Origin of the sequence: Aliiroseovarius sp. YM-037 (genome assembly GCF_048060095.1) — a bacterium.
GTDB lineage: Bacteria > Pseudomonadota > Alphaproteobacteria > Rhodobacterales > Rhodobacteraceae > JBLUOA01.
Map to the genome: position 1 here is coordinate 84,592 of NZ_JBLUOA010000002.1, position 20,414 is coordinate 105,005.

20 protein-coding genes are annotated in these 20,414 nt (G+C 59.9%); 7 read left to right on the forward strand and 13 right to left on the reverse strand.

The window, feature by feature from the left end:
- Positions 1 to 72 precede the first annotated feature (72 nt).
- The 4 genes from ACEWPJ_RS11005 to ACEWPJ_RS11020 all read left to right on the forward strand — a co-directional run bounded on the left by ACEWPJ_RS11005 (position 73) and on the right by ACEWPJ_RS11020 (position 4,361).
- Positions 73 to 1,089, forward strand: a complete 1,017-nt coding sequence (locus tag ACEWPJ_RS11005) for a glycosyltransferase family 2 protein (protein WP_416513118.1) — start codon at positions 73 to 75, stop codon at positions 1,087 to 1,089.
- Positions 1,086 to 2,018 carry a glycosyltransferase gene (locus ACEWPJ_RS11010; protein ID WP_416513119.1) on the forward strand — a complete coding sequence of 311 codons (933 nt, stop codon included), beginning with the start codon at positions 1,086 to 1,088 and terminating at the stop codon, positions 2,016 to 2,018. Before ACEWPJ_RS11005 ends, ACEWPJ_RS11010 begins: the two co-directional genes overlap by 4 nt.
- On the forward strand, positions 2,015 to 3,973 hold the full coding sequence (locus tag ACEWPJ_RS11015; protein WP_416513120.1) for a Wzz/FepE/Etk N-terminal domain-containing protein: 1,959 nt from the start codon (positions 2,015 to 2,017) through the stop codon (positions 3,971 to 3,973). The genes ACEWPJ_RS11010 and ACEWPJ_RS11015 overlap by 4 nt, the downstream gene beginning before the upstream one ends.
- A gap of 160 nt (positions 3,974 to 4,133) precedes the next feature.
- Positions 4,134 to 4,361, forward strand: coding sequence for a hypothetical protein (locus ACEWPJ_RS11020; RefSeq protein WP_416513121.1), 228 nt, complete (start codon positions 4,134 to 4,136; stop codon positions 4,359 to 4,361).
- A gap of 8 nt (positions 4,362 to 4,369) precedes the next feature.
- Here the strand turns inward: ACEWPJ_RS11020 and ACEWPJ_RS11025 are convergent, their stop codons facing one another.
- On the reverse strand, positions 4,370 to 5,365 hold the full coding sequence (locus ACEWPJ_RS11025; RefSeq protein WP_416513122.1) for a glycosyltransferase family 2 protein: 996 nt from the start codon (positions 5,363 to 5,365) through the stop codon (positions 4,370 to 4,372).
- On the reverse strand, positions 5,366 to 6,733 hold the full coding sequence (locus ACEWPJ_RS11030; protein ID WP_416513123.1) for a glycosyltransferase family 2 protein: 1,368 nt from the start codon (positions 6,731 to 6,733) through the stop codon (positions 5,366 to 5,368).
- Positions 6,734 to 6,898: 165 nt separating this feature from the next.
- On the opposite strand from ACEWPJ_RS11030, the gene ACEWPJ_RS11035 reads away from it, so the two are divergent.
- Positions 6,899 to 7,711: a family 16 glycosylhydrolase gene (locus ACEWPJ_RS11035; protein ID WP_416513124.1), complete on the forward strand. Its 813-nt coding sequence runs from the start codon at positions 6,899 to 6,901 to the stop codon at positions 7,709 to 7,711.
- A gap of 43 nt (positions 7,712 to 7,754) precedes the next feature.
- Positions 7,755 to 8,933, forward strand: a complete 1,179-nt coding sequence (locus ACEWPJ_RS11040) for an O-antigen ligase family protein (RefSeq protein WP_416513125.1) — start codon at positions 7,755 to 7,757, stop codon at positions 8,931 to 8,933.
- On the opposite strand, the gene ACEWPJ_RS11045 is transcribed toward ACEWPJ_RS11040, so the two are convergent.
- The 4 genes from ACEWPJ_RS11045 to ACEWPJ_RS11060 all read right to left on the reverse strand — a co-directional run bounded on the left by ACEWPJ_RS11045 (position 8,930) and on the right by ACEWPJ_RS11060 (position 13,394).
- Positions 8,930 to 9,826 (reverse strand): polysaccharide pyruvyl transferase family protein, encoded by an 897-nt coding sequence (locus tag ACEWPJ_RS11045; RefSeq protein WP_416513126.1) that lies wholly within the window; start codon positions 9,824 to 9,826, stop codon positions 8,930 to 8,932. The genes ACEWPJ_RS11040 and ACEWPJ_RS11045 overlap by 4 nt on opposite strands.
- A complete protein-coding gene (locus tag ACEWPJ_RS11050; protein WP_416513127.1) occupies positions 9,823 to 11,328 on the reverse strand; it encodes a lipopolysaccharide biosynthesis protein in 1,506 nt (501 codons plus the stop codon). Before ACEWPJ_RS11050 ends, ACEWPJ_RS11045 begins: the two co-directional genes overlap by 4 nt.
- 23 nt (positions 11,329 to 11,351) lie before the next feature.
- Positions 11,352 to 12,044, reverse strand: a complete 693-nt coding sequence (locus ACEWPJ_RS11055) for a sugar transferase (protein WP_416513128.1) — start codon at positions 12,042 to 12,044, stop codon at positions 11,352 to 11,354.
- 327 nt (positions 12,045 to 12,371) lie between these two features.
- Complete coding sequence (locus ACEWPJ_RS11060; protein WP_416513129.1) at positions 12,372 to 13,394, reverse strand: glycosyltransferase; 1,023 nt, start codon at positions 13,392 to 13,394, stop codon at positions 12,372 to 12,374.
- A 565-nt stretch (positions 13,395 to 13,959) separates the two neighbouring features.
- Between ACEWPJ_RS11060 and ACEWPJ_RS11065 the strand changes: the two genes are divergently transcribed.
- Positions 13,960 to 14,193 carry a hypothetical protein gene (locus ACEWPJ_RS11065; protein WP_416513130.1) on the forward strand — a complete coding sequence of 78 codons (234 nt, stop codon included), beginning with the start codon at positions 13,960 to 13,962 and terminating at the stop codon, positions 14,191 to 14,193.
- 140 nt (positions 14,194 to 14,333) lie between these two features.
- Here the strand turns inward: ACEWPJ_RS11065 and ACEWPJ_RS11070 are convergent, their stop codons facing one another.
- The 7 genes from ACEWPJ_RS11070 to phnC form a co-directional block, all read right to left on the reverse strand.
- Positions 14,334 to 15,353, reverse strand: coding sequence for an NAD-dependent epimerase/dehydratase family protein (locus ACEWPJ_RS11070; RefSeq protein WP_416513131.1), 1,020 nt, complete (start codon positions 15,351 to 15,353; stop codon positions 14,334 to 14,336).
- Positions 15,354 to 15,438: 85 nt separating this feature from the next.
- Positions 15,439 to 15,873: an ion channel gene (locus tag ACEWPJ_RS11075; RefSeq protein ID WP_416513132.1), complete on the reverse strand. Its 435-nt coding sequence runs from the start codon at positions 15,871 to 15,873 to the stop codon at positions 15,439 to 15,441.
- Positions 15,874 to 16,127: 254 nt separating this feature from the next.
- Positions 16,128 to 16,913, reverse strand: a complete 786-nt coding sequence (locus tag ACEWPJ_RS11080) for an MBL fold metallo-hydrolase (RefSeq protein ID WP_416513133.1) — start codon at positions 16,911 to 16,913, stop codon at positions 16,128 to 16,130.
- Between the two features lie 116 nt (positions 16,914 to 17,029).
- Positions 17,030 to 17,953 carry an HAD-IIA family hydrolase gene (locus ACEWPJ_RS11085; protein ID WP_416513134.1) on the reverse strand — a complete coding sequence of 308 codons (924 nt, stop codon included), beginning with the start codon at positions 17,951 to 17,953 and terminating at the stop codon, positions 17,030 to 17,032.
- Positions 17,917 to 18,732: a phosphonate ABC transporter, permease protein PhnE gene (gene phnE, locus ACEWPJ_RS11090; protein ID WP_416513135.1), complete on the reverse strand. Its 816-nt coding sequence runs from the start codon at positions 18,730 to 18,732 to the stop codon at positions 17,917 to 17,919. Before phnE (ACEWPJ_RS11090) ends, ACEWPJ_RS11085 begins: the two co-directional genes overlap by 37 nt.
- 1 nt (position 18,733) lies before the next feature.
- Positions 18,734 to 19,570 carry a phosphonate ABC transporter, permease protein PhnE gene (phnE, locus tag ACEWPJ_RS11095; RefSeq protein ID WP_416513136.1) on the reverse strand — a complete coding sequence of 279 codons (837 nt, stop codon included), beginning with the start codon at positions 19,568 to 19,570 and terminating at the stop codon, positions 18,734 to 18,736.
- A complete protein-coding gene (gene phnC / locus ACEWPJ_RS11100; RefSeq protein ID WP_416513137.1) occupies positions 19,567 to 20,364 on the reverse strand; it encodes a phosphonate ABC transporter ATP-binding protein in 798 nt (265 codons plus the stop codon). Before phnC ends, phnE (ACEWPJ_RS11095) begins: the two co-directional genes overlap by 4 nt.
- Between the last annotated feature and the right edge of the window lie 50 nt (positions 20,365 to 20,414).

The window sequence follows — 20,414 nt, forward strand, 5'->3', positions numbered from 1 at the left end:
GCCCGATCTGGTGTGTGCGCCTTCTGAAATCGGCTAGGTGCGGTTCTGTCTCACAACCCTCAGGAGATTCGCGTGCACGCCGCTAACCAAGAAAGACTTACGGCCCCGGGGCCGTTGATTGTCATTCCCTGTTTGAACGAGGCGGCCCATATCGGCGGGCTTCTTGACCAGCTTAGCCCCGCAGCCGCGCGGCTTGGCGGGCAGATTGTGGTGGCCGACGGCGGCAGCGATGATGGCACCCGAAGGATTGTCCGCGATGCAGCGGCGCGCAACCCGGCGATCAAACTGCTCGACAATCCAGACCGCATCCAAAGCGCTGGCATCAACAAAGCCGTAGCAGCTTACGGGCAATATGCGCGTCACCTGATCCGAATTGACGCGCATTGCAGCTATCCCGACGATTTCTGCGACACGCTGCTAGCAGAGGTTAAGGCGACGAAAGCCGACAGCATTGTTGTCAGCATGATTGCCGAGGGCGGGCCGGTGATCCAACGGATCAACGCGGTTGCACAGAACTCTCCGGTTGGGAATGGCGGCTCCAAGCATCGGATGCGGGCGGCGGGCGAATATGTGGACCACGGGCATCACGCGCTGATCGACCTTGACGCATTCCGGGCAGTTGGAGGTTATGACCCGACCTTCACCCATAATGAAGATGCGGAGCTTGATTATCGCCTGCGCCGTTCCGGCTACGAGATTTGGCTGACCGCAGACACGGTCGTCACCTACTTCCCGCGAAGCAGCCTGCTCGCCCTAGCCCGGCAGTATTTCAACTATGGCAAGGGGCGCGCGCGCAACCTGCTGAAGCATCGCGTTGTGCCAAAGCTGCGTCAGGCGAAAGTCATGCTGGTGCTGCCCGCGTTGTTGCTTACCGCGCTGGCCGGACTGCACTGGATATTTGCCGTTCCTGCGTTGCTTTGGCTTTCCTATTGCCTTTTCGCGGGTGGGTTGGTCGCGCTGCGGGCACATGACATCACACTTGTCCTAACCATCATCGCCGCGATCCTGATGCATGTGTCATGGTCGTTCGGGTTCTGGCGCGAAGTGCTGACACCAAGGCGCGTAGCCGGTGCGAGGGCGTTGCCATGACCGTTAATCGCACCCTCGACATCTGCGTCTGCACGTTCCGACGGTCGCAGCTTAGCGAAACGCTCACCTCGCTCGCCAGGCTTCGATTGCCGCAAGGGTATGACATATCGATCATCGTTATCGATAACGACCATGAGCCGAGCGCGAAAGCGACCGTGGCGGACTTCGGCGCGACCTCTCCCCTACCCGTCCAGTATGTGCATTGTCCGGCGGGCAACATCTCAATCGCCCGCAACGGAGCGTTGGATGCCAGCGCGGCTCGATACCTCGCGTTCATTGACGACGACGAAACAGCCACGCGGGATTGGTTGATTAAGTTGACCGATATGCTGAAATCCGAACGATCCGACGTCGTGCTCGGGCCGGTTCAGGCGATCTATGACCGCCACGCCCCGGCGTGGATGCGCGCGCTTGATATCCATTCAACAATGCCGGTCTGGGTCGGCGACACAATCGAAACGGGCTATACCTGCAACGTCCTGATCGACCGGGACAGCCCCGCCACACGCGGATTGCGGTTTGATCTGGCGCTTGGGCAGTCGGGCGGGGAGGACACCAAGTTCTTTAGCCAACTGCATCGCGCGGGCGGAAAAATCGCCTTTGCCGAGGATGCAGTGGTCCTTGAACCCGTCCCGCCCAGTCGCAGCACTTTTGGCTGGCTTGCGCAGCGACGGTTTCGGATGGGGCAGACCCACGGACGGCTGATGGCGGATCAACACGGATGGCTGCGCCGCGCCAAGAACATCGGCACCGCATTGGCCAAGGTCATCTATTGCGCCGGTGCCGCGATCCTGCAAGCGCCCAGCGCACCGCGCCGCAACCACGCGATCTTGCGCGGCGCGATGCACCTTGGCACGGTTTCCGGCTTGATCGGCGTGCGCGCGCTTCGCCTTTACAAGACCGACCTTACGGAGGCTTCGGCGCAATGAAAGAACTTGGCATCAGACTCCGCGACACAGAACCGCAAAGCGTCGATACCGAACGGGACAGCGCGCCAGCAACGCTCGCCAGCTTGCTGGCTGCCTTGCGTCGGCAGATTGCGCCCATTGTCATCTGCACGCTGATCGGGCTGGGGATCGGGATCATCCACTACGCGACGACCCCGCCGGAATACCATGCCTCCGCCCGGGTGCTGGTCGATGACCGGCTTAGCGAGATGGCCGAAGAAATTACCGCCAACATTCCGATGGTGCGCAACGATACCGCCCTGCTGAACGAAATTCAGGTGTTACAGTCGCTTGGACTGGCGAAGGAAGTCACGCGCCTGACAGAGCTTCACAAAAACCCGAATTACTCCAACCCGCCAACATCGCTTGCCCATCGCATCACCTCGACGCTCAAACGGGTCGTAAAGGCTGTGATGCCATCACCGACCCGACCCGTAGACGGAGAGCCACTCTCGACCCAAGATCAAAACGCGGCAGAGATTGAAGCGACCGCGCTGTCCCTGATGCGGGACGTCAAGATTGAACGGGTGGGCGAAAGCTTTTCAATCTCAATCAGTTTCGCGTCGCACGATCCCAATCTGGTCGCCTTGGTCGTCAACACCTATGCCGAGGCGTATCTGGCCGATCATCTGAACGCGAACCTTGATGCGACCAACCGCACCGCCGACTGGATGCAAACCCGGCTTGAAGAATTGCAATCCAGCGCCGCCGAAGCCGTCCGCGAACTGGAAGCCTTCAAGGCAGAGTTCGGCGTCAGCGACATCCAAGGCCTGCGCGAACGCGAGCAGCGCGCGGAAACGCTGAACGCGCTCCACAAAACCCTGTCGGAGAGGTATGAGCAGATCGCCATTCAGGGGACATTCCCGGTGACGAACGGGCGGATTCTGACAAGCGCGGTGGTGCCGAAAGACCCTGCTGCACCGAAGGCATGGCAGGCGCTGTCGATCCCCGCGATCCTCGGGTTGATGATCGGCTATCTGATCGCGATGTGGCGGGAATATCGGGAACGGGCATTCCGAACCGGGGATGATGTGCGCGACGTGCTGGAAAAGCCCTTTCTCGGCTATCTGCCGACGTTCAAACCGGCAAGCCTTCGGCGGATGAAGCTGCCGCAGGACGGTGGTGCCGACAAAACCCTGATGCTCACGAACCGCTTACCCGGCATGATCGCCGCCGAGGCGGGCCGCCTGATTGGCGTCAGGAAGGGCAGCAAACAGCCCGCCCTGCCTGCGCCGCAGTTCTTTCTGCCGGTGATCGACCCTTATTCGCTTTATTGTGAAACCCTGCGCAATATCCACGCGACCTTGGACCTGACCCTGCCAGACATGGAATGCCGGGTGATCGCAATGTCATCCGTTTTGCCGAACGAAGGGAAAACTACACTGTCGGCCAATTTCGCCAATATGGTGGCGAACCTCGGCGGTCGGACATTGCTGATCGACGCCGACCTGCGCAGATCGACCCTTAGCCACGCGTTACAAAACACCGGCGGCCCCGGCTTGGCAGAAGTCTTACAGCGTAAAGTGGGGCTATCGGACGCCGTGCAAACCCTACCTTATACGGGGCTAGAGTTTTGCCCCTGCGCATCCGACCCCGCGCAGATTTATCCAAGCCGCATCTTTTACCAGCAGGACATCGCCGCGCTGATACAGGAACTGCGGCAGCACTACGACTACGTCATCCTCGACCTGCCAGCCGCAGGACCGACCGTTGATACCAAGGTGCTTCTGTCGCAACTCGACAGGCTCATCTTCACCTGTGAATGGGGCGCGACGCCGCGAAATCTGGTGCAGGAGTTTATGACCCGCGAACCCGACATCGCTAGGAAGGTGCTTGGTGTCGTGCTGAACAACGTCGATCTGAAGGCGCTCGCGAGATACGGGCAGCAGGACGGGACCGAAAGCTACCTTCGGCAATACGCGCAGGCGTATAACTGACGCCTGCATCGGCGTTTCACCCCATCGTCAAACGCGTTGACTCGGCACGGGGCTGACGGCGATACTTGACCGCGCCAGACGGAAGGAGGCGTGGTTTTCGGCAATCGCCTTTCAGAACCACAACGCGTTTGATTTGAAACTATTGATTTTCATATTTTTGATGCTCTGTGCCGCCGCTGCGATCGGTATCTGGTCCGCTGCGACCGGTGCGACCTTTTCGACCACGATCATCCGTATCGTCATTACGCTGGTCGCCTTCCAGCTTGCCTATTTCGCGGTGCTGATGGTGGTCGGCTTTCTGCCCAGCCGAACATCCGAGGATGCCGAGCCGACAACAGACGCGCCGCAAGGATCAACCGCCAAGGTCGTCGCTGAGAATAACGACTGACCAGCTGCTTATGCCGCCCGCCCGCCCCGCGCGTTGATGAAGGGTTCAAGCCCCGGCTCCGGTCGCCCGAACAGCCGAATGATGCTGCCCCGCACCGCAAGCCGCAGCTTCTCTGTCAGTGACAACACGTTCCCGACGCCAAGCCGAATGTGGGATTTAACCAACCCCCGCGCCCGCATTTCGGCAGGAACCGCGAAGGCGGGATGGTTGAGGAAGCTCCTTCGATCCGCCGATCTGGCCGTTTGCCACGCCCGTTGCTGCAAAATACGGACGGAGCGTTTCAGCGCCAGTTCGCTGCGCAGATACCCCGCGCGGGCTCCCAGATCGCGCAGCGTTCCCTCGCCGTTTTCGGCCCAGACGGCAAGCGGCTCCATCGCGACATAGATCGGCTCTTCGATAGCGAAGGTGCGCATGTATTCCTGCAAGGTCGCGCTGCAATCATAGTGGATTTCGAGGTCGGACCGCGCCTTGCGAGACCAGAACAGCCCGCCATTCGACACGCCGATATCAGACAGCAAAGTCATGCGGAACAGGTCGGGATCGTAGCGCATTTCGACTAACTTCCTGTCGAGTATTCCCGCAGCGCTAAGTTCGGCAGACCGCGTGCCGCTTGCGTATTCGATCAGTTGATTGCGCAGAACAATCTCAACATCGTGTTGTTCGCAGCAGGCGATATTGTCCGCCATGAAATTCGGCAGAACGAAGTTATCGTCCTCAACCACGCAGAAATAATCCGCCTGCCGGGGATTGGAGCGGGCAAAGCACTGGTCGATGTTTTTTGAGGCAAAGCGCTGCGGCGCATTCTGCACGAACGTGATGCGCGGATCGTTCATCCCCTCGACCGTCGCGCGGGCAGATCCTTTGGGATCATCGTCAAAAACATCGCAAACCCAGTTTGTGTGGCTTTGCATCTGCAAACTTTCCAAACATCGCCCAAGCGCTTCGGGCCGGCGGTATGTCGGGGTGCGGACGTGGACCAGCGGGGATGTTTCGTGTCCGATCATTCAGGGCCTCATCTGCGCGTTATCTGCCTGCGTTCCGGTGTCGGCGGCTTGATCCCGCTGTCTGGCGGGCCGCTCAACATCTTCCAAGCGAACGATCTTTCCGCCCGGCCCGGCGTCGGACACCTGACTGCCGTGTAGGCTTGCCAGTTTCCGCGCTGCATCCGGCCATGCGCCGTCTTCTGGCAGCAAATGGGCGACGTTCCAGTCCGGCAAAAAGCCCAGCGCGAATACACCCGCTTCGCCTTGCGCGAAAACCGATGCGGGATTCGACGATGCGGTGACGCGGGCCCAGTCTTCTGCATCCCAACTTTCGCCCGCGCGGGGAACCGCGATCTGCCTTGCCTGACGCGCGGCGCTCGGAAAATCGTCAATTCGCTGGCCCTCCGCCAGCAGAACGACATTCTTCGGCAGATCCGCCCCACCGTCGCCATTCATCCGGCGTTTCGCCACATGCTCTTTCACCGACCGGGCGAGCTTGGCTGTCAGCGTCGGTTTGCGCCCGAGCTTCGCCAGCGCGCCGGTGTAGCGGCGATTCTTCAAGTCCTGCACGACCTTTTCATAGGCCAGCGACTTGTTCAGCAGACGCGCGCGCGACTCCATCAGCGCTGTCAGCTCGTGATCCATGTCGGGATAGCCCTGTTTCAGATCATCCTGCACCCGGATCATCCCCTCCACGTCATCCGGTGTGAAACGATGCGAAACGGACTGCCCGTGACGGCGATAAAGGTAGTAGGACTGCCGCAGCACCCGCAGCCGCCCGCCGTTCAACAGGAACCGCAGGTAAAGATCGTGATCTTCGCCGATGCGGATATCTTCGCGATACCTCAGGGCTTCGAGGTGGTCGCGCCGCAAGATCGGCTTCAGATATCCAAAGGGCGGCTGCGATCCATTCTGAGTATCGACCATCTGGGCGGCCGTCACTTCGAACGATCCCTTCGGGAACTGCTGACCAAGCAAAGTTTCCGGCCGGTAGCCGGGCGTTTCGCGAAAGTAAATCAGATCGTCGGCAACGCCCGTGTAGTTCATATCGTGGGCGGCCTCTATGAGCCGCTCGAATCTCTGCGGATGAAGAATGTCGTCAGCATCGACGATCGCGATCCACTCTCCGATTGCGACATCTAGCGCGCGATTCCTGGCCGCCGCTGGACCGCCATTGGCCGTCGCCTCGACAAGCCGAAGGCGGGGGTCCCGCTTCATCATGCGTTCAACGATTGCGACGCTCTCGTCGGAGGAGCCATCGTCAGATACGATCAGCTCCAGATCGGGCATCGACTGCACCAAAACAGACGAAATCGCAGCCCCAATATGGGCCGCGCCGTTGTAGTTCGCCATGATGACCGAAACGCGGGGTTTGGCTGCTGCGGACATTACTGAATTTTCCCTATAGTTGCGGCAAAGAAATAACAGAACATCCCGAATTTCCAACAATACTTGCCGATAGGCGGCGCGTTACGGCGAGGATATGCCGAACATAGCGATCAACCTTGAATTGCTTTCCATCTGACGCGCGAACAGTGCATTTACGGTGCGAAAATGACACAAGGAAAAGGCAAAACTGTGGCGTTTCAGAAACAGGCAAAACAATTGATCGGGGCGGCGGCGCTTTCGCTGCTTCTGTCACCGATGGTCACCGCCGCCGAGTTGCCCCGTGGCACGACGTTTTTTGACGATTTCGACCACCTTGATCGCGGTATTTGGGGCGTTTCGGATGGATGGGTGAACGGCGACTGGCAGAACTGCGAATGGGCGCGCGATGCGGTGGCATTCAACGACGGCGTGCTCAGCCTGACTTTCGCCGCCGCTGACGCCGTGTCTCGCGATTATACCTGCGGCGAAATCCAATCGCGCCACACCTATGGCCATGGAGCTTATGAGGCCCGTATCAAAACGGCTCACGGCTCCGGCCTCAACGCCGCGTTTTTCACCTATATCGGCCCGCACCACGGCAGACCGCATGATGAGATCGACTTTGAAGTTCTGACCCGCGACACTTCTCACGTCAGCCTCAACACATACGTCAGTGGCAAGCCAGTCAATGGCAGCTCTGTCGCCCTGCCCGCCCCATCCGACGACGGCTTCCAGACTTACTCGTTCATCTGGGCCGAGGATGGGATCAAATGGTATGTCGATGGCGTCTTGGTCCACGAAACCGCGCCCGGCACGCCGCTTCCAACCAATCCGCAGAAAATCTACGCGAGCTTCTGGGGCAGTGAGACTTACGATGACTGGATGGGGCCGTTTGTCGACCCCGATACCCCCATAGCGATGGAGATCGACTGGATCGCATTCACCGAACAGGGAGATGGTTGTCAGTTCCCCGGCTCCGTCCTCTGTGCGTTGGAATGACATCGTGACCCACGCGGAACACCCTCACCGACCGGCGGAGCAGATGGTTATCACCGTTTCGCCGGATATCGCCCTGAGCCTCCTCGCGCTCGGGGCGCTGGTGTTCGTTCCGGTCAGCGGCAAACTTGGTGCGGTCGGCTTTCTGGCCGCTGGTGGCCTGCTGATCCTGCGGCGACCTGCGACGATTGCAGCGGATTGCCTGCGGTATTGGTATATCATGGCTTTGCCGGTTTACTGCGTGATGTCAGCGCTTTGGTCGCAATACCCGCCGGAGTCCTTCCGTTTTGGCGCGCAACTGATCGTCACTGTGGCCATCGCTGTTGCCATCGCAACCCGGCTATCGCCGCGCGCGTTTTGCAGGGCGCTGTTTATGCTGCTCGGCATTGCCATGCTAGCCAGCATCGCCTTCGGGAATGTCCGCAACGACACCGGTGCCTGGCTTGGCATATTCGGCAGCAAGAACGCCTTGGCGGCGGCGGCGGCGACATTCGTCATCATCTCGGTCGCGCAGATGATCGACCGACGGAATTCCGCCCGATTTCGCGGCGCAGCGCTGGCTGGGGCGTTCGTCGGCTGTGGCATTTTACTTGCCGCGCAATCGACCGGCGCTGTGATGAGCGTTCCGCCGATCCTTGCCCTTCTGCTGGCGCTTACCTTGATGCACCGCCTGTCTGCTGTTCAAAAGGCGGGCATCGTCATCTTCGCGATCCTTTTGGCAGGGCTGATCGGCCTGCTCATAACCGCGAATTATGACGCGCTGGTCGCCTTGCTACTTGATAAAACCGGGAAGGACATGACCCTGACCGGGCGGACAGAGCTTTGGGAGATCGCGCTTGATTTCATCCGAGAACGCCCCCTGTTCGGGATGGGCTATCAGGCGTTCTGGGTGAGGGGCCATCAACCCGCCGAGGCGCTTTGGTTCATGTTCGGCATCGACAGCCGGGGCGGGTTTAACTTCCACAACACCTATCTGTCGAACGCGGTCGAAATCGGGCTGGTCGGCGTCACACTTCAGGTCTTTATCCTTTACGGCGCGGCGATCCTGACCGGGCGTTGGGCGCTTCGGACCCGGAACGCCGACGCGACGTTGCTATTCGGCCTCGTCATGCTTGTCGTTTTGATCAGCTTCGTCGAAGTCCCGGTCTTCTTCCAGTTCAGCCTGCGAACGGTCATCATCCTCTGCGCCTTTATCTTCGCGATCAAAGCGCGGAGGGCGACCTAGGCCGCGTCACGCGAATACTTCCGAACGAGTCCGTCTACCGCTTCGACCGCCCGGCCCGTCGCGCGTTCAACCTCGCTATCAGCGCTTAGCTGTGGGTCGATTTTCGCCAGATTTTGCATACTCCGCGCCGCAATATGATGGCACGCGACGTTCAAAGGTCTGGCGAGAGGCCCGCCCAAAAACGCACGCGCCTTCGGCCCGGAACCGGATCGCCCCGTGGTCGCGGCCCATCCTTCGCGGCCGTTTGACGGAAACAGAAAGGCGGGCCGATAGTCGATGTTCAGCGACCGGGTGAAGTCATACCACTTGAACCGATGCACTTGGTTCATCGTCCGCACCCCGATCCACGGCGTGCGCAAGGCATCCGCGACAATCGCGCCGTGCATCGCCTCCGCAATCAACAGATCCGCACCGAGAATTTCGGAAATCACCTGCTCCGGCGGCTTTGACGGATCGATGAAATGCACACCGGCCAATTCACAGACCCTCTGCCAATCGCCACGTTCGATGCTTTCGTAATGGGGCATGAAGGCGACGCCAATCCCGTCAGCGGGTGTTGGCAATGGTGTCTCGCGCAGCAGGATCGCGGAGTCCGCAATCGCCAGCGCGGGGTCGAGGCCCAGCATCTCCGCCGTTTGGGGGCCGCGGACAAAGCTGAATTCCCACATACCGTCGCTGATATCAGGCATCGGGGTATAGCCGCCATAGCCCGACCCAACGACGATCTTGCGCGCCGCTTTCGGATAGATGTTCTGGATCAACGACCCGACGCCGACGAATAGCGTGGACTCATCCTCGTCCAGAAACCCGTCGGGCAGAAAGTGCTGCCACATCGTCTTGTTCAACTCGTCCCCGAAATTCGGCGGATCGCCCTGGAAGTAGGTGAGTTTCATGCGGCGGACCTTTCCGGTTTGCGAAGAATTGCCAGCACGCGCCCTACGCGGCGGTGCGAGAGTGTGAAGAGGGTTGCGGCATAAACGACAGCCCCCACCAAGATTTGAAACGGCAGGGTCACGGCGGGCGCGACGTCGACCGCCGCCACACCGAGGACGGCCGCGGACATCACGACCGTCGCGAGGATCGGATCGCGGAACTCAGACAAATAGGCCAGCGGTTTGCAGTCGAGCAGCGCGGTCGTCATCCAGACCGAAACCGGCCAAACAATCAGCGATTTCAAGACCAGCGCCGTCATCATCGTGGTCAATCCGTAATGGAACGTCAGCATGATCGTCAGCACCGTCGTACCCTGCTGCAAAAGCTGATAGTAGAACCACCAGTTCGCGTGGCCCTGACTTTTGATCAGTGCGCCTTGGATCACGCCAATGCTCGCCAGCACGCCCAGCGCGCAGAACGCCTGAATGGGAAACGCCGCGCCGCCCCATTTGGGGTCGAGCAATTGCGCGAGCACATCGTCGATGACCAGCGCGACCCCGGCAAACATCGGCAGGCTGACCGCAGTTGACGCGAACGATGCGATCATGAACGCCTGTCGCGCCTTGTCACGATCGCCCTGTAAGGTCGACAGCAAGGCGTGTGTGACCGATGACAACGCCCCCGACACCAGTTGGATCAGGATCATGAAGCACCGCTGCGCAAAGAAGTAGAGGCCGAGTATTTGTGTTCCCGCCAGCGCGCCAAGAACGATGTGATCAAGGCGGATCGTGTCGAGCATTCGGTTGCCGGACGCAAAGACCCCGTAGCGGGCAAGCTCTCTGACGGCGCCAAGGCGGAACGCCCTGCCCGGTCGCCAGCGTGTAACCCAAAACGCCATCGCGCAGATCACGAAACTGGCCGAAACCTGACTGACGACAAGCGCCCAGTAGCCGTATCCGGCAAACAACATGGCGAGCGAGATCGTAATGCTGACCAAGCTCGCGACCGACGTGCGCAGGGCCAGCAGCTTGAATCGCATGGACCTGACAATCAACGCATTCGGCACGGCGGCGGAGAGTTCCAGCGGAATCCGCAGCGCCAATACCGGCAGCAGGAAGGCCAATGCAGGCTCCTCCATCCACGTGGCGATCAGCGATCCGCCGAAAACGAACGGCTGCATTGCGATCAAGCCGAAGCCGACGGTCAGCCAGAACACGCTGTCCGCGTGGTCCTTCGTCATCAACTCCCGCTGGATCAATGCCTCTCCAAACGCGAGCGGTGAAAACGCGATGGCAACGGAAACCAGCGCGGTCGCCAGACCGATCAGGCCAAAGTCTGACGGCGACAGAAAATACGCGCCGATTACAAAGACGACGGCAGAACTGATCGTCGGCAGCAAGGTATGCAGCGATGACCAAAGCACGCCAATAACGGCCGCGCGGGACCGTCCGCGTGACATATGCGGGTGGTAGCCGCGAGGTTCAGCACCGGACGTGCTGTCTGCTGCGGTGGCTTGGCCCATCTCTGTCCTCGACCCCTCGCGCGTCAGTATGACCCTCGCGCGGCGACGACGGCCGGGACGGTTTTCAGGATGATCAGGCAATCCGTTCCAAACGACCAATTGCGCACATACGAAGAATCAAGCGCGACCCGCTGGTCGTAGTCGACATCACTGCGCCCGCTGATCTGCCAAAGTCCCGTGATACCGGGGCGCGTGTTAAGATAGTGCATGGCGTCGGTGCCATAATTCTCCAGCTCATCCCGAACGACGGGGCGCGGGCCGACAAAGCTCATGTCACCACGCAGGACGTTCAGAAGTTGCGGCAGTTCATCGACGCTATAGGCGCGCAGCACGGCACCTAGTTTCGTAACACGGGGGTCTTCGCGCAGCTTGCGGTTCACCTCCCATTCCCGCCGATCTTCGGGATGGGATTTGAAATGCGCCTCAAGCACCTCGTCACCATTGCTGACCATCGACCGAAACTTCCAGCAGCGGAACGTGCGGCCCCGAAACCCGATCCGGCTGTGCCCGTAAAGCACCGGGCCGGATGAGGTCAGCTTGACCGCCAGCGCGACCAACGCGAACAGCGGCAGAAGAACGATCAAGCCAAGCGCGGCGAGCGATATGTCAAGCAACCGCTTTACCCGCCCCCCAACCGCGACGCGGCGGTTCTTGACCGGATAGGCGATGGGTTTTCTATCGAACGCAATCGTGCTGCCACTGTCCAGACTCGACATCGTTGTGCTCCCGAAGATCTGATGAGAATTACCGCATCTACTTATCGCGAGCCTTTGTCGAAGGGCAGCACACTAACGTCAGACGCGCACGAAAAGGCGATAACTCGCGTATATGGTGAGTGAGTGGGGATGCGTTGAAACGGCGGGCCGGAAGGGCGATCAAGGCACAACCCCAGTTTATCGCGATTTTCAGCGCGTCAAAGCGGTGTTTTCCGGTCGGCAATTTTCTGCATTTCAAAGCGGGGAAATAGGCCGATCAAATGGGTGCCGCGCGATCCCGCAGGCATGAAATCGCCACTTGCCGTTACGGTAAGCCGTTCGATTCACCTACGGGCGCGGCAACACCGGGCGCAACGCGGCGTCGATGTCTTCGGGGCGCAGGCGAAAATCCTCATCCGGTTTCGCAAGGATCGCCGCGGACAGCGCTTCGATATCCTGACGGGACAACATGCGTAGCGCTTGCACGAGGTCATCCGCGCTTGGCGCTGGAATCGCGATGCCCAACCCATCGGCCTTCACCCGCCGCCCGGTTTCAGTATCGGCAACCGCAATCGACGGACAGCCAAACCAGCTTGCCTCATATATCCGATTGGGCAGCAACCAGTCGGAATTCGCCCCCCGCTGCCAAAGATCTTGCGCCCAGACGAGGTCACAAGACGCATATATCCGGGCGAGATCATCGGGGTAGGAATAAGCCCCGTGGTAGGTGACATTATCCCGCTCTGCCACCGCCTGATCGAAACCGGGAAGCGCATGGTGATGCACATTCCCGTGAATCGCGATCTGCACATCCGGACCCATCTGGTCAGCCGCTCTCATCAGGATATCGAGGCTTGGTTTGCAGCGGATCGATCCGACCCAGCCGAGGGTCAGCGGTTCGCCGTCGGCCTTGGACGACGCGCTCGACGGCCTAGGCGCAGGTGCCCCATCAAACCACAGCTTGTTTTCGATGATCGATACCGGCCCCCGATACCCCTGCACGGCATCAAAGTAATGCGAGACAAATCCCGGTGACGACACGATCAATAGCTGCGTTGACGCCAACAACCGCCGTTCGCACCAGCGCATCACCGCGCCGACGGTATCAGAGCGCGTGAACAACCCATGTATGTCGAGGCATTCATAAACCAACGGCGTTTTCCGCCGCCGCAGCACCCGTCGCGCCGCCCACGCGATCAGCAACAAATCGAAGTTGCGCGCGATGATGACGTCACACTTTCGCACACCATTAGGCGCGCTGAGTATCCGGCGCAACCCGCCAACAAGCTTGATCAGCCGCTTTCCAAAACTGCGGTTTTCGACATGGCCAAGGTCGACATTCGGCCAGTCCGGCGCGAAATCCGCGTTCATGTTCGACCGCCTGAAAGAAGCGCTGCTGACTGCGTGGCCAAGCGTCTGCAAACTGCGTATCCGCCGGATCTGCGAGGCTTCGGTCAGGTCGAAGGCAAAGACGAAGATACGGGCGATGGTCCTGCTCCTTCTGACTGCTGAAGCTTATCGGAGAGTAGATGGAAGACGCCACATGAACGCCGGTCCCGATAGGTTTGGTTGGTTTTCCGATTGGGGTATTGATCCCCGCCCTCAACCGCAACACCGCTGTGCAGTTGGCCCGTCGACCGGGCGTAAATCCGCAGACGCTGATGCAAGCGAAGCTTCCGACTCAGCCGACACATCGAGAGTTTGACGGCAACGAAATGCGAACCGCACCGACTCCATAAACAGTTCAGCGCCGACACCCAAAACTGTTGAAACGAACTGTGGCAACAATGTGACCATTTTGGGGCCAGCCCGTCCGCATCGCGCCTCATCAAGTGAATTTAACACTTCCATTCAACGGGATACGGACGCCCTCCGTCGCCACAATTTAGGACTAGTCTAAAAGGACAACTACAGCGAACACCCGCCCGGTGGTCTGTTGAATTTGGAACAGCAACAAGAGGTTCGGCAAGTGACTTACGAGTATAGCTACACCGATAGGCAGCGCCCTGAAGAGGATCAGCGCCGCACATTTGATATCGGAGTTGTCGTACTCGTCGGGGCCGTCCTCGTCTGCGTTCTCCTGTTGGGATATTCGCTTTTTGTTGGCATCATGTACGAAAGTACAGCCAGCGAATTGGCGACGATCTCGGCGGGATCAGGTGACGGCTGAACCGTATTTTCGGCGCAACCGTGTAACAAGTACGTATTGATTTTAAGTAAGCCCCTGCCGTCATTGCTGCCCCAATCGGCGGGGGTTTTTTTAATTACGCCAATCGATGCGTCATCCCCTTTGAATTTGGCCTGCCCGCCCTACCCCAACAATAATGCTTCCTGCTGGGCAGTCATTCCGCCCATAAGGGCGATATGCCGACGCCCTCGATCCCATTCGAGCAAGCGCGTCAGCGTGTCCTCAATCGGCCGACACGTCAGCCCCGCTGTTCGCGCCTTCGTTGTGCTAACCTCAAGGAAATATCTAAAAGCCGGGTTTATCGGGGCCATCATTGGCACATCAACCCAAGGGGTGATGTCGGCATCAACAAAGGCAGCCTCTTCAACCCAAACCAGTTCAGCGCTGGAGCCGCTGACATTCGAAATTGCGTTCAGCACATCGGAAAACGATTGCGGTGGGCTTGTGACGTTCCAAATACCGGGCATCTCATTTTCGGCACAGCGGAGGGCAAACTCCGCGACGTCCCTGACATCGATTAGTTGAAGCGGTCGGTTTTTCGGTGCAGGGGCCGGAACCTTTCGCCGGGCCCCGATGGCTTCATCAATACGCCTGACCCACCACGTCAGCCGATCCGTGTAGTCGCCCGCCCCAACCAGCAGCCCGACCCGCAAGGCTGTCGCCCGGTCGCCCAGCATCTCTTCCGCCTTGATTTCGCAGGCTCGTTTCAACGGACCATAGGACGCGCCGTAGGCAAACGCGGATGTGCGGTCCTCGGGCGATAAACTGGCCGCGACTTCGAAGTCTTCCGCTGTTGCGTCTGGCACGGCCGCGGTTTCGTCCAAGTTTCGCTGCGTGAATTCGCCATATGCGGAAATGGAGGAGATCATGACATATCTGCTGATACTGCCGCTAATCGCTGTCAGCAGCGTTTCAACGGCGTCGGGAGAATACGCACATGAGTCGAACACCCAGTCGAACGTCTGCCCTTTCAAAGCACTGAGGTCGCCGTAGCGATCAGCGTGGATGATTTTCAGACCGGCGGCCAATTCTCGGTCAGTTTCTCCGCGCGTCAGCGTCGCAACCGAATGACCTTCGGCAACCAGCGTGTCGGCGATCGCCCCGCCCAAGAATCCTGTTCCACCGACGACCAAACAGCGCATTGATCCGAACCTCCTGCGTGTCAGGTTAGGTTCCCTCCGGCGCAACGGCAACGGGGTCTGTTCAACAGAAGGCGTCGTTCAAATCCTAATCCCTCAGATTATGTTGCACCCGGCGGACATGGCGGAGCGTATCGGTCAGCAACGCGGTCATAAGCCCGAACATCAGAAACCCGTTCGCGCCGGTCATGCCGCCCAGCAGGCGTTGTTCTACGGGCACGACAACATCGCCCAGCCCCAACGTCGTGTAAGCGACGAGAGAAAAGTAGACCGCCTCCTCAAGCGAGCCGAAGACCGACATTTGCTGAAATACGATGGCCCAAAGCCACACCCCGAATGTCATCATCGCCATGGTGGAAAACACCGCCATCAGGATGACCACGAACGATTTGACGGGACGGGGCGGGCGTTGAAGCCACGGCTCCATCTTCTCAAGCGTTTCGTTGAGAATCCACCACAGAACGGCGCCCCCAACCAGTGATACAAGCGTAATCGCGGAGCCGAGTAGAAGTTGGGAAAGCATCGTTCAACTTTTCAATTCAATGCTGGGGTGCCTGTTTGCATGATTAAAGCCTAAGGAGTTTTCGGCAAGGTTAATCGCTGCCGAAGCCTTTATCGGCCCCGGCCAGATATGGCGTAAGCCACCGATCACTGATCTCCGGCCACATTCCCGCGTTTGCAGCGCGGCCGAAGCTCATCGCGGCAAGCGCGCAAAAGCACAGAAAAATCTCGGATGGCCCCCCCTAAACAGACGATCCTAGTGGGACGCCGCGAGGATTACCCCAGCGTCCCATTATACCAGTCGTGCATCACCACTTCGCTGCCCGCGCCGGCAGCCGCCAGCAGGTCCGCGAACTCAGCCGGGTTTTGCGTGCCGCCATCGCGGCCTCGGTAGTGATAGGGAATGACCAAGGTTGGGGCGAACTCTGCCACCGCTTCGGCGGCTTGCTGAGCGCCCATGGTAAACGGCAAGTTCATGCAGACAAACGCCACGTCGATATCCTCAAGCGCGCGCATTTCCGGCACGCCTTCGGTGTCGCCTGAGATATAGATTCGGGCACCGCCGACGGTCATGACGTATCCGTTGTCCCGGCCTTGCGGGTGAAACTTCAGGCGATCTTCGGTGATGTTGTAGGCCGGGATCGCATCGATCCCGAGGTCCATCACCGCCGTAGACTCTCCGTTGCCAATCGCGGTCGCGCGGGATTTCAGGCCATCGGGCAGCATGTCGAACACAGCCGGGTTCGTCAGGATCGGTGCCTCGCCGCCGATTTCGGCAAGCAGTTCAGCGTTGTAGTGATCGCCATGCTCATGCGTGATCAGGATCAAATCGGGTGCGGGCATGTCGGCATAGGCCGATGCCTCGCCCACCGTGTCGACGTAAACGACGCCGGATGGCGTCTCCATCACGAAAGAGGCGTGGCTGATCGGGTGAACCGTCACCTGCCCGTCCGCAAGGCTAAGCGCGCCGGAATGCCCGGCGCCGGTCGCCGCGTAGGGAAGCACGGTGATGGCCCCCACAGTCGCGGCGGTTTGGGTTAGGAATTTCCGTCTGGTAGGCATGGCATCCCCCTGTTGAGCTATATTGAGTGATGGGAATGATACCCGCCGAAGTTGTGAAACGCCAAATTGTTTGGACGAACGGTATTTTCGGGCAGGGTCTCGCCCGTTCCACCGACTTACGTCGAAGTCAAAACGTGGTCGGGCCGGATTCCACTTTCGTCGATGGCGACGTCAACATCCGCAGACCGCAACAATCCGTGTGACACGATCAGAGCCGTCGCCGTCCCCGCCACCTGCCCGCCTAGGATGTCGGTGTGCAGGCTGTCCCCCACCATTACGGCCCGCCGTCCGGGCGCTTTTTCAAGGCGGGCGAAGGCAAGATCGTATATGCCCCTGTAGGGTTTTCCATGAAAAACAGGCTCCACCCCCGTTCTGTCGGCAAGGCGATGGGCCCAATGCCCCGGTTCGCGCGATGGTCCGTCTTCGCGGGGGGCGGCGATGTCGGGATTGCCGATGTGGACGGGGCGTGGATGGGTGCGTAGCGCGTCTTCCAACAGCATCTGCCTGTGCTCGGTCCACGCCGCGCTTCCGATCAGAAGAAAGCCTTGGACGGAGCCGTAAAGGGCCGGATCGTCTTCGAGAAAGTCGAACGGCAGCCCCTCAAGGTCTTCGCGACCCAGTTCCGGATTCGCCATCACGCCCCAATAGGTGCTGTCGCGTCCGAGTGCGGCCAAAAGCGCCTTGCGGCTGGTGATCACGTCGTCCGGGGCGAAATCGTAGCCAAGGCGTGCGTATTTCTCCATCAGCTTGCTATGCGGGAACCCCGCCGCGTTGGAGACGACAAGAACGCGCTTACCTGCCGCTTGCAGGTCAGCGATCCGTTCGGGCGCGCCCGGAATGGCGGTTTCGCCGATGTTGAGGACGCCGAACGCGTCGAGCAGGAAAACATCGTAAAGGTCTGCGATCTCTGACAAATCCCGCGCGGGCGTGCAATGCCCACCGGGACCGGCATCGGGCAAACGGTGGCGCACCGCCTCATAGCCGTCAAAGATCGGTCCGTGGGTCAGATGATCGCTCCGCGCACCTTGGCTGACACCCACTCCGAGATGACAACGGCGGCAAGGATGACGATCAGGATCAGGGACACCTGCGGCCACGCCAGCGTGTTCAGCGACGCCTGTAGTTGCAGCCCGATCCCGCCGGCCCCTACCAGCCCCAGAACGGTCGACTCGCGGATGTTAATATCCCAGCGGAACACGGCGATCCCGGCGAAGGCGGGCATGATCTGTGGCACGATGCCGTAAGCCATCACCTGCCAGCGGGATGCGCCGGTCGCGGTGATCGCCTCAACCTGACTATGGTCGATTTCCTCAATCGCTTCGTAGAGAAGTTTTGCGCAGAACCCGATGGAGCGGATCGCTATGGCGACGATGCCCGCAAAAACCCCCGGCCCGATGATCGCGATAAGCAGCAGCGCCCAGATCAGTGAGTTGATCGAACGGGTCGACACGATAATCAGAAGCGCGACAGGCCGGATGAACATCCTTGACGGGGTCGTATTGCGGGCGGCCAGAAAAGCAACCGGGACTGCGAGGATCAACGCGCCAATCGTGCCAAGGGTCGCGATGTTCAGCGTGTCCCAGATCGGCAGCCAGAGGCGGTCGATATAAGACCAGCGCGGCGGAGTTGCGCGGCCCAGAATATCGCTCGCGATATTGGGAGCGTCCCAAACGAAAAACCACGTCGTCGCGTCCGATATACGACTCCAGCACCAAAGGAAAATCGCCAGGCCAAGCAGCCAGACGAACCACTGCGTCAGCGTTTCACGCCGGTTGCGCAGGCGCCAGATCGGGCCTTCGGCCGTGTCGATGACGGGCATCTTATTGCACCCGCGCGCGGATCACGCCGCTGATATATTCAAGGGCCATGACGATGCCGATTATGATCAAAAGGATCGCCGCCGCTGTGTCGTATTCGTAGCGGTCAAAGGCGGTGTTCAACGTCGCCCCAATACCGCCCGCCCCAACAAGGCCAAGGATCGCGCTTTCGCGGAAATTGATATCGACGCGGTAGATCGACAAACCGATCAGGCGCGGGATCACCTGCGGTTTCACCCCGTAGTCGATCCATTGCGACCAACGCGCACCGGTCGCGCGCACGGCTTCGGCCTGTGACCGATCCATGCTTTCGATATCCTCAGCCAGCAGTTTTGACAGGAACCCGATGGTCGCGAAAGACAGCGTCAAAAACCCCGCGAGCGGACCAAAGCCAAAGATCGCGACCAACAGGATCGCGACGATGATTTCCTGCAACGCGCGCGAAACGGCGATGATCCCACGACAGATTAGGTAGATTGGCAAGGGCGCGATATTGCGCGCAGCGCCAAGCGCGATGGGAATCGAAATCAGGATGCCAACGACAGACGAAGCGACCGTCATGACAATGCTTTCGACAATACCGTCCCAGATCGCATCGGCGCGGCTGACGATGTCCGGCTGGGCAAACGCCATGACGAACGCCGCACCGCGGTCTAGCCCCTCATAGACGCGGGACCAGTTCACCTCGACGCTGGCAATCGCGGCGACAAGATAAATCGCGAACCCGATCAGCAACGTCCACCGCAGCCAAACCCGCTTTACCAGCGGCGGTCGCCGCCAGCCGGTGCCGAGCATGTCGTCGAGTTCACGGAGGGTTTCGCCCTCGGCAAAACTGCTCATTCGGCGGCCTCAATTGAGTCGTCGTCATCATCGACGGTTTCGATGGTCGCCTCCCAATCCTCTTCGCCGTAAATTTCGGTCAGCTGTTCCGGGGTCAGGCCGTCCGGGGCGCCGTCATAGACAATCTCGCCAAAGCGCAGGCCGATGACACGCGCGACGAACATCTGGGCAAGCGCCACATCGTGAATATTGATAATCGCGGCCAGGTCGCGCTCAGCGCACAGCTCGCAAATCAGGCGCATTATCTGGCGCGACGTCTTTGGGTCGAGCGACGCCGTCGGCTCATCAACCAGCAGCAGGGCCGGGTCCTGGATCAGCGCCCGGCAGATCCCGACACGTTGCCGTTGCCCGCCCGACAATTGGTCCGCCCGCTTGTCGGCCATGTGCAAAAGCCCCACCCGGTCAAGCAGGCGAAACGCTTCATCAACGTCTGTTTGCGGAAACCGGCGGGTCAAGGCACGCCAGAACCCGACATAACCAAGCCGACCGGACAGGACGTTTTCCATCACCGTCAGACGCTCCACCAGCGCGTATTCCTGAAAGATCATCCCCATGCGCCGCCGTTCCCGACGCAGCGCAGCGGGCTTTAGGCTGGTTAGGTTCACATCACCCAGCATCACCTCGCCCGAGGTCGGTTCGACCAGCCGGTTGATACAGCGGATCAGCGTGGACTTCCCCGCGCCGGAGGGGCCAATCAGGGCGATCACCTGACCGGATGGCACGCTCAGATCAACGGCTGTCAGTGCCTTATCGCCCGTCTTATAGGTCTTTGTCAGTGCATCGAGCCGCAGCATTAGTGTTCCTTCGATATACCGACGGACGGCAGCCAAGGCCGCCGCCCGCC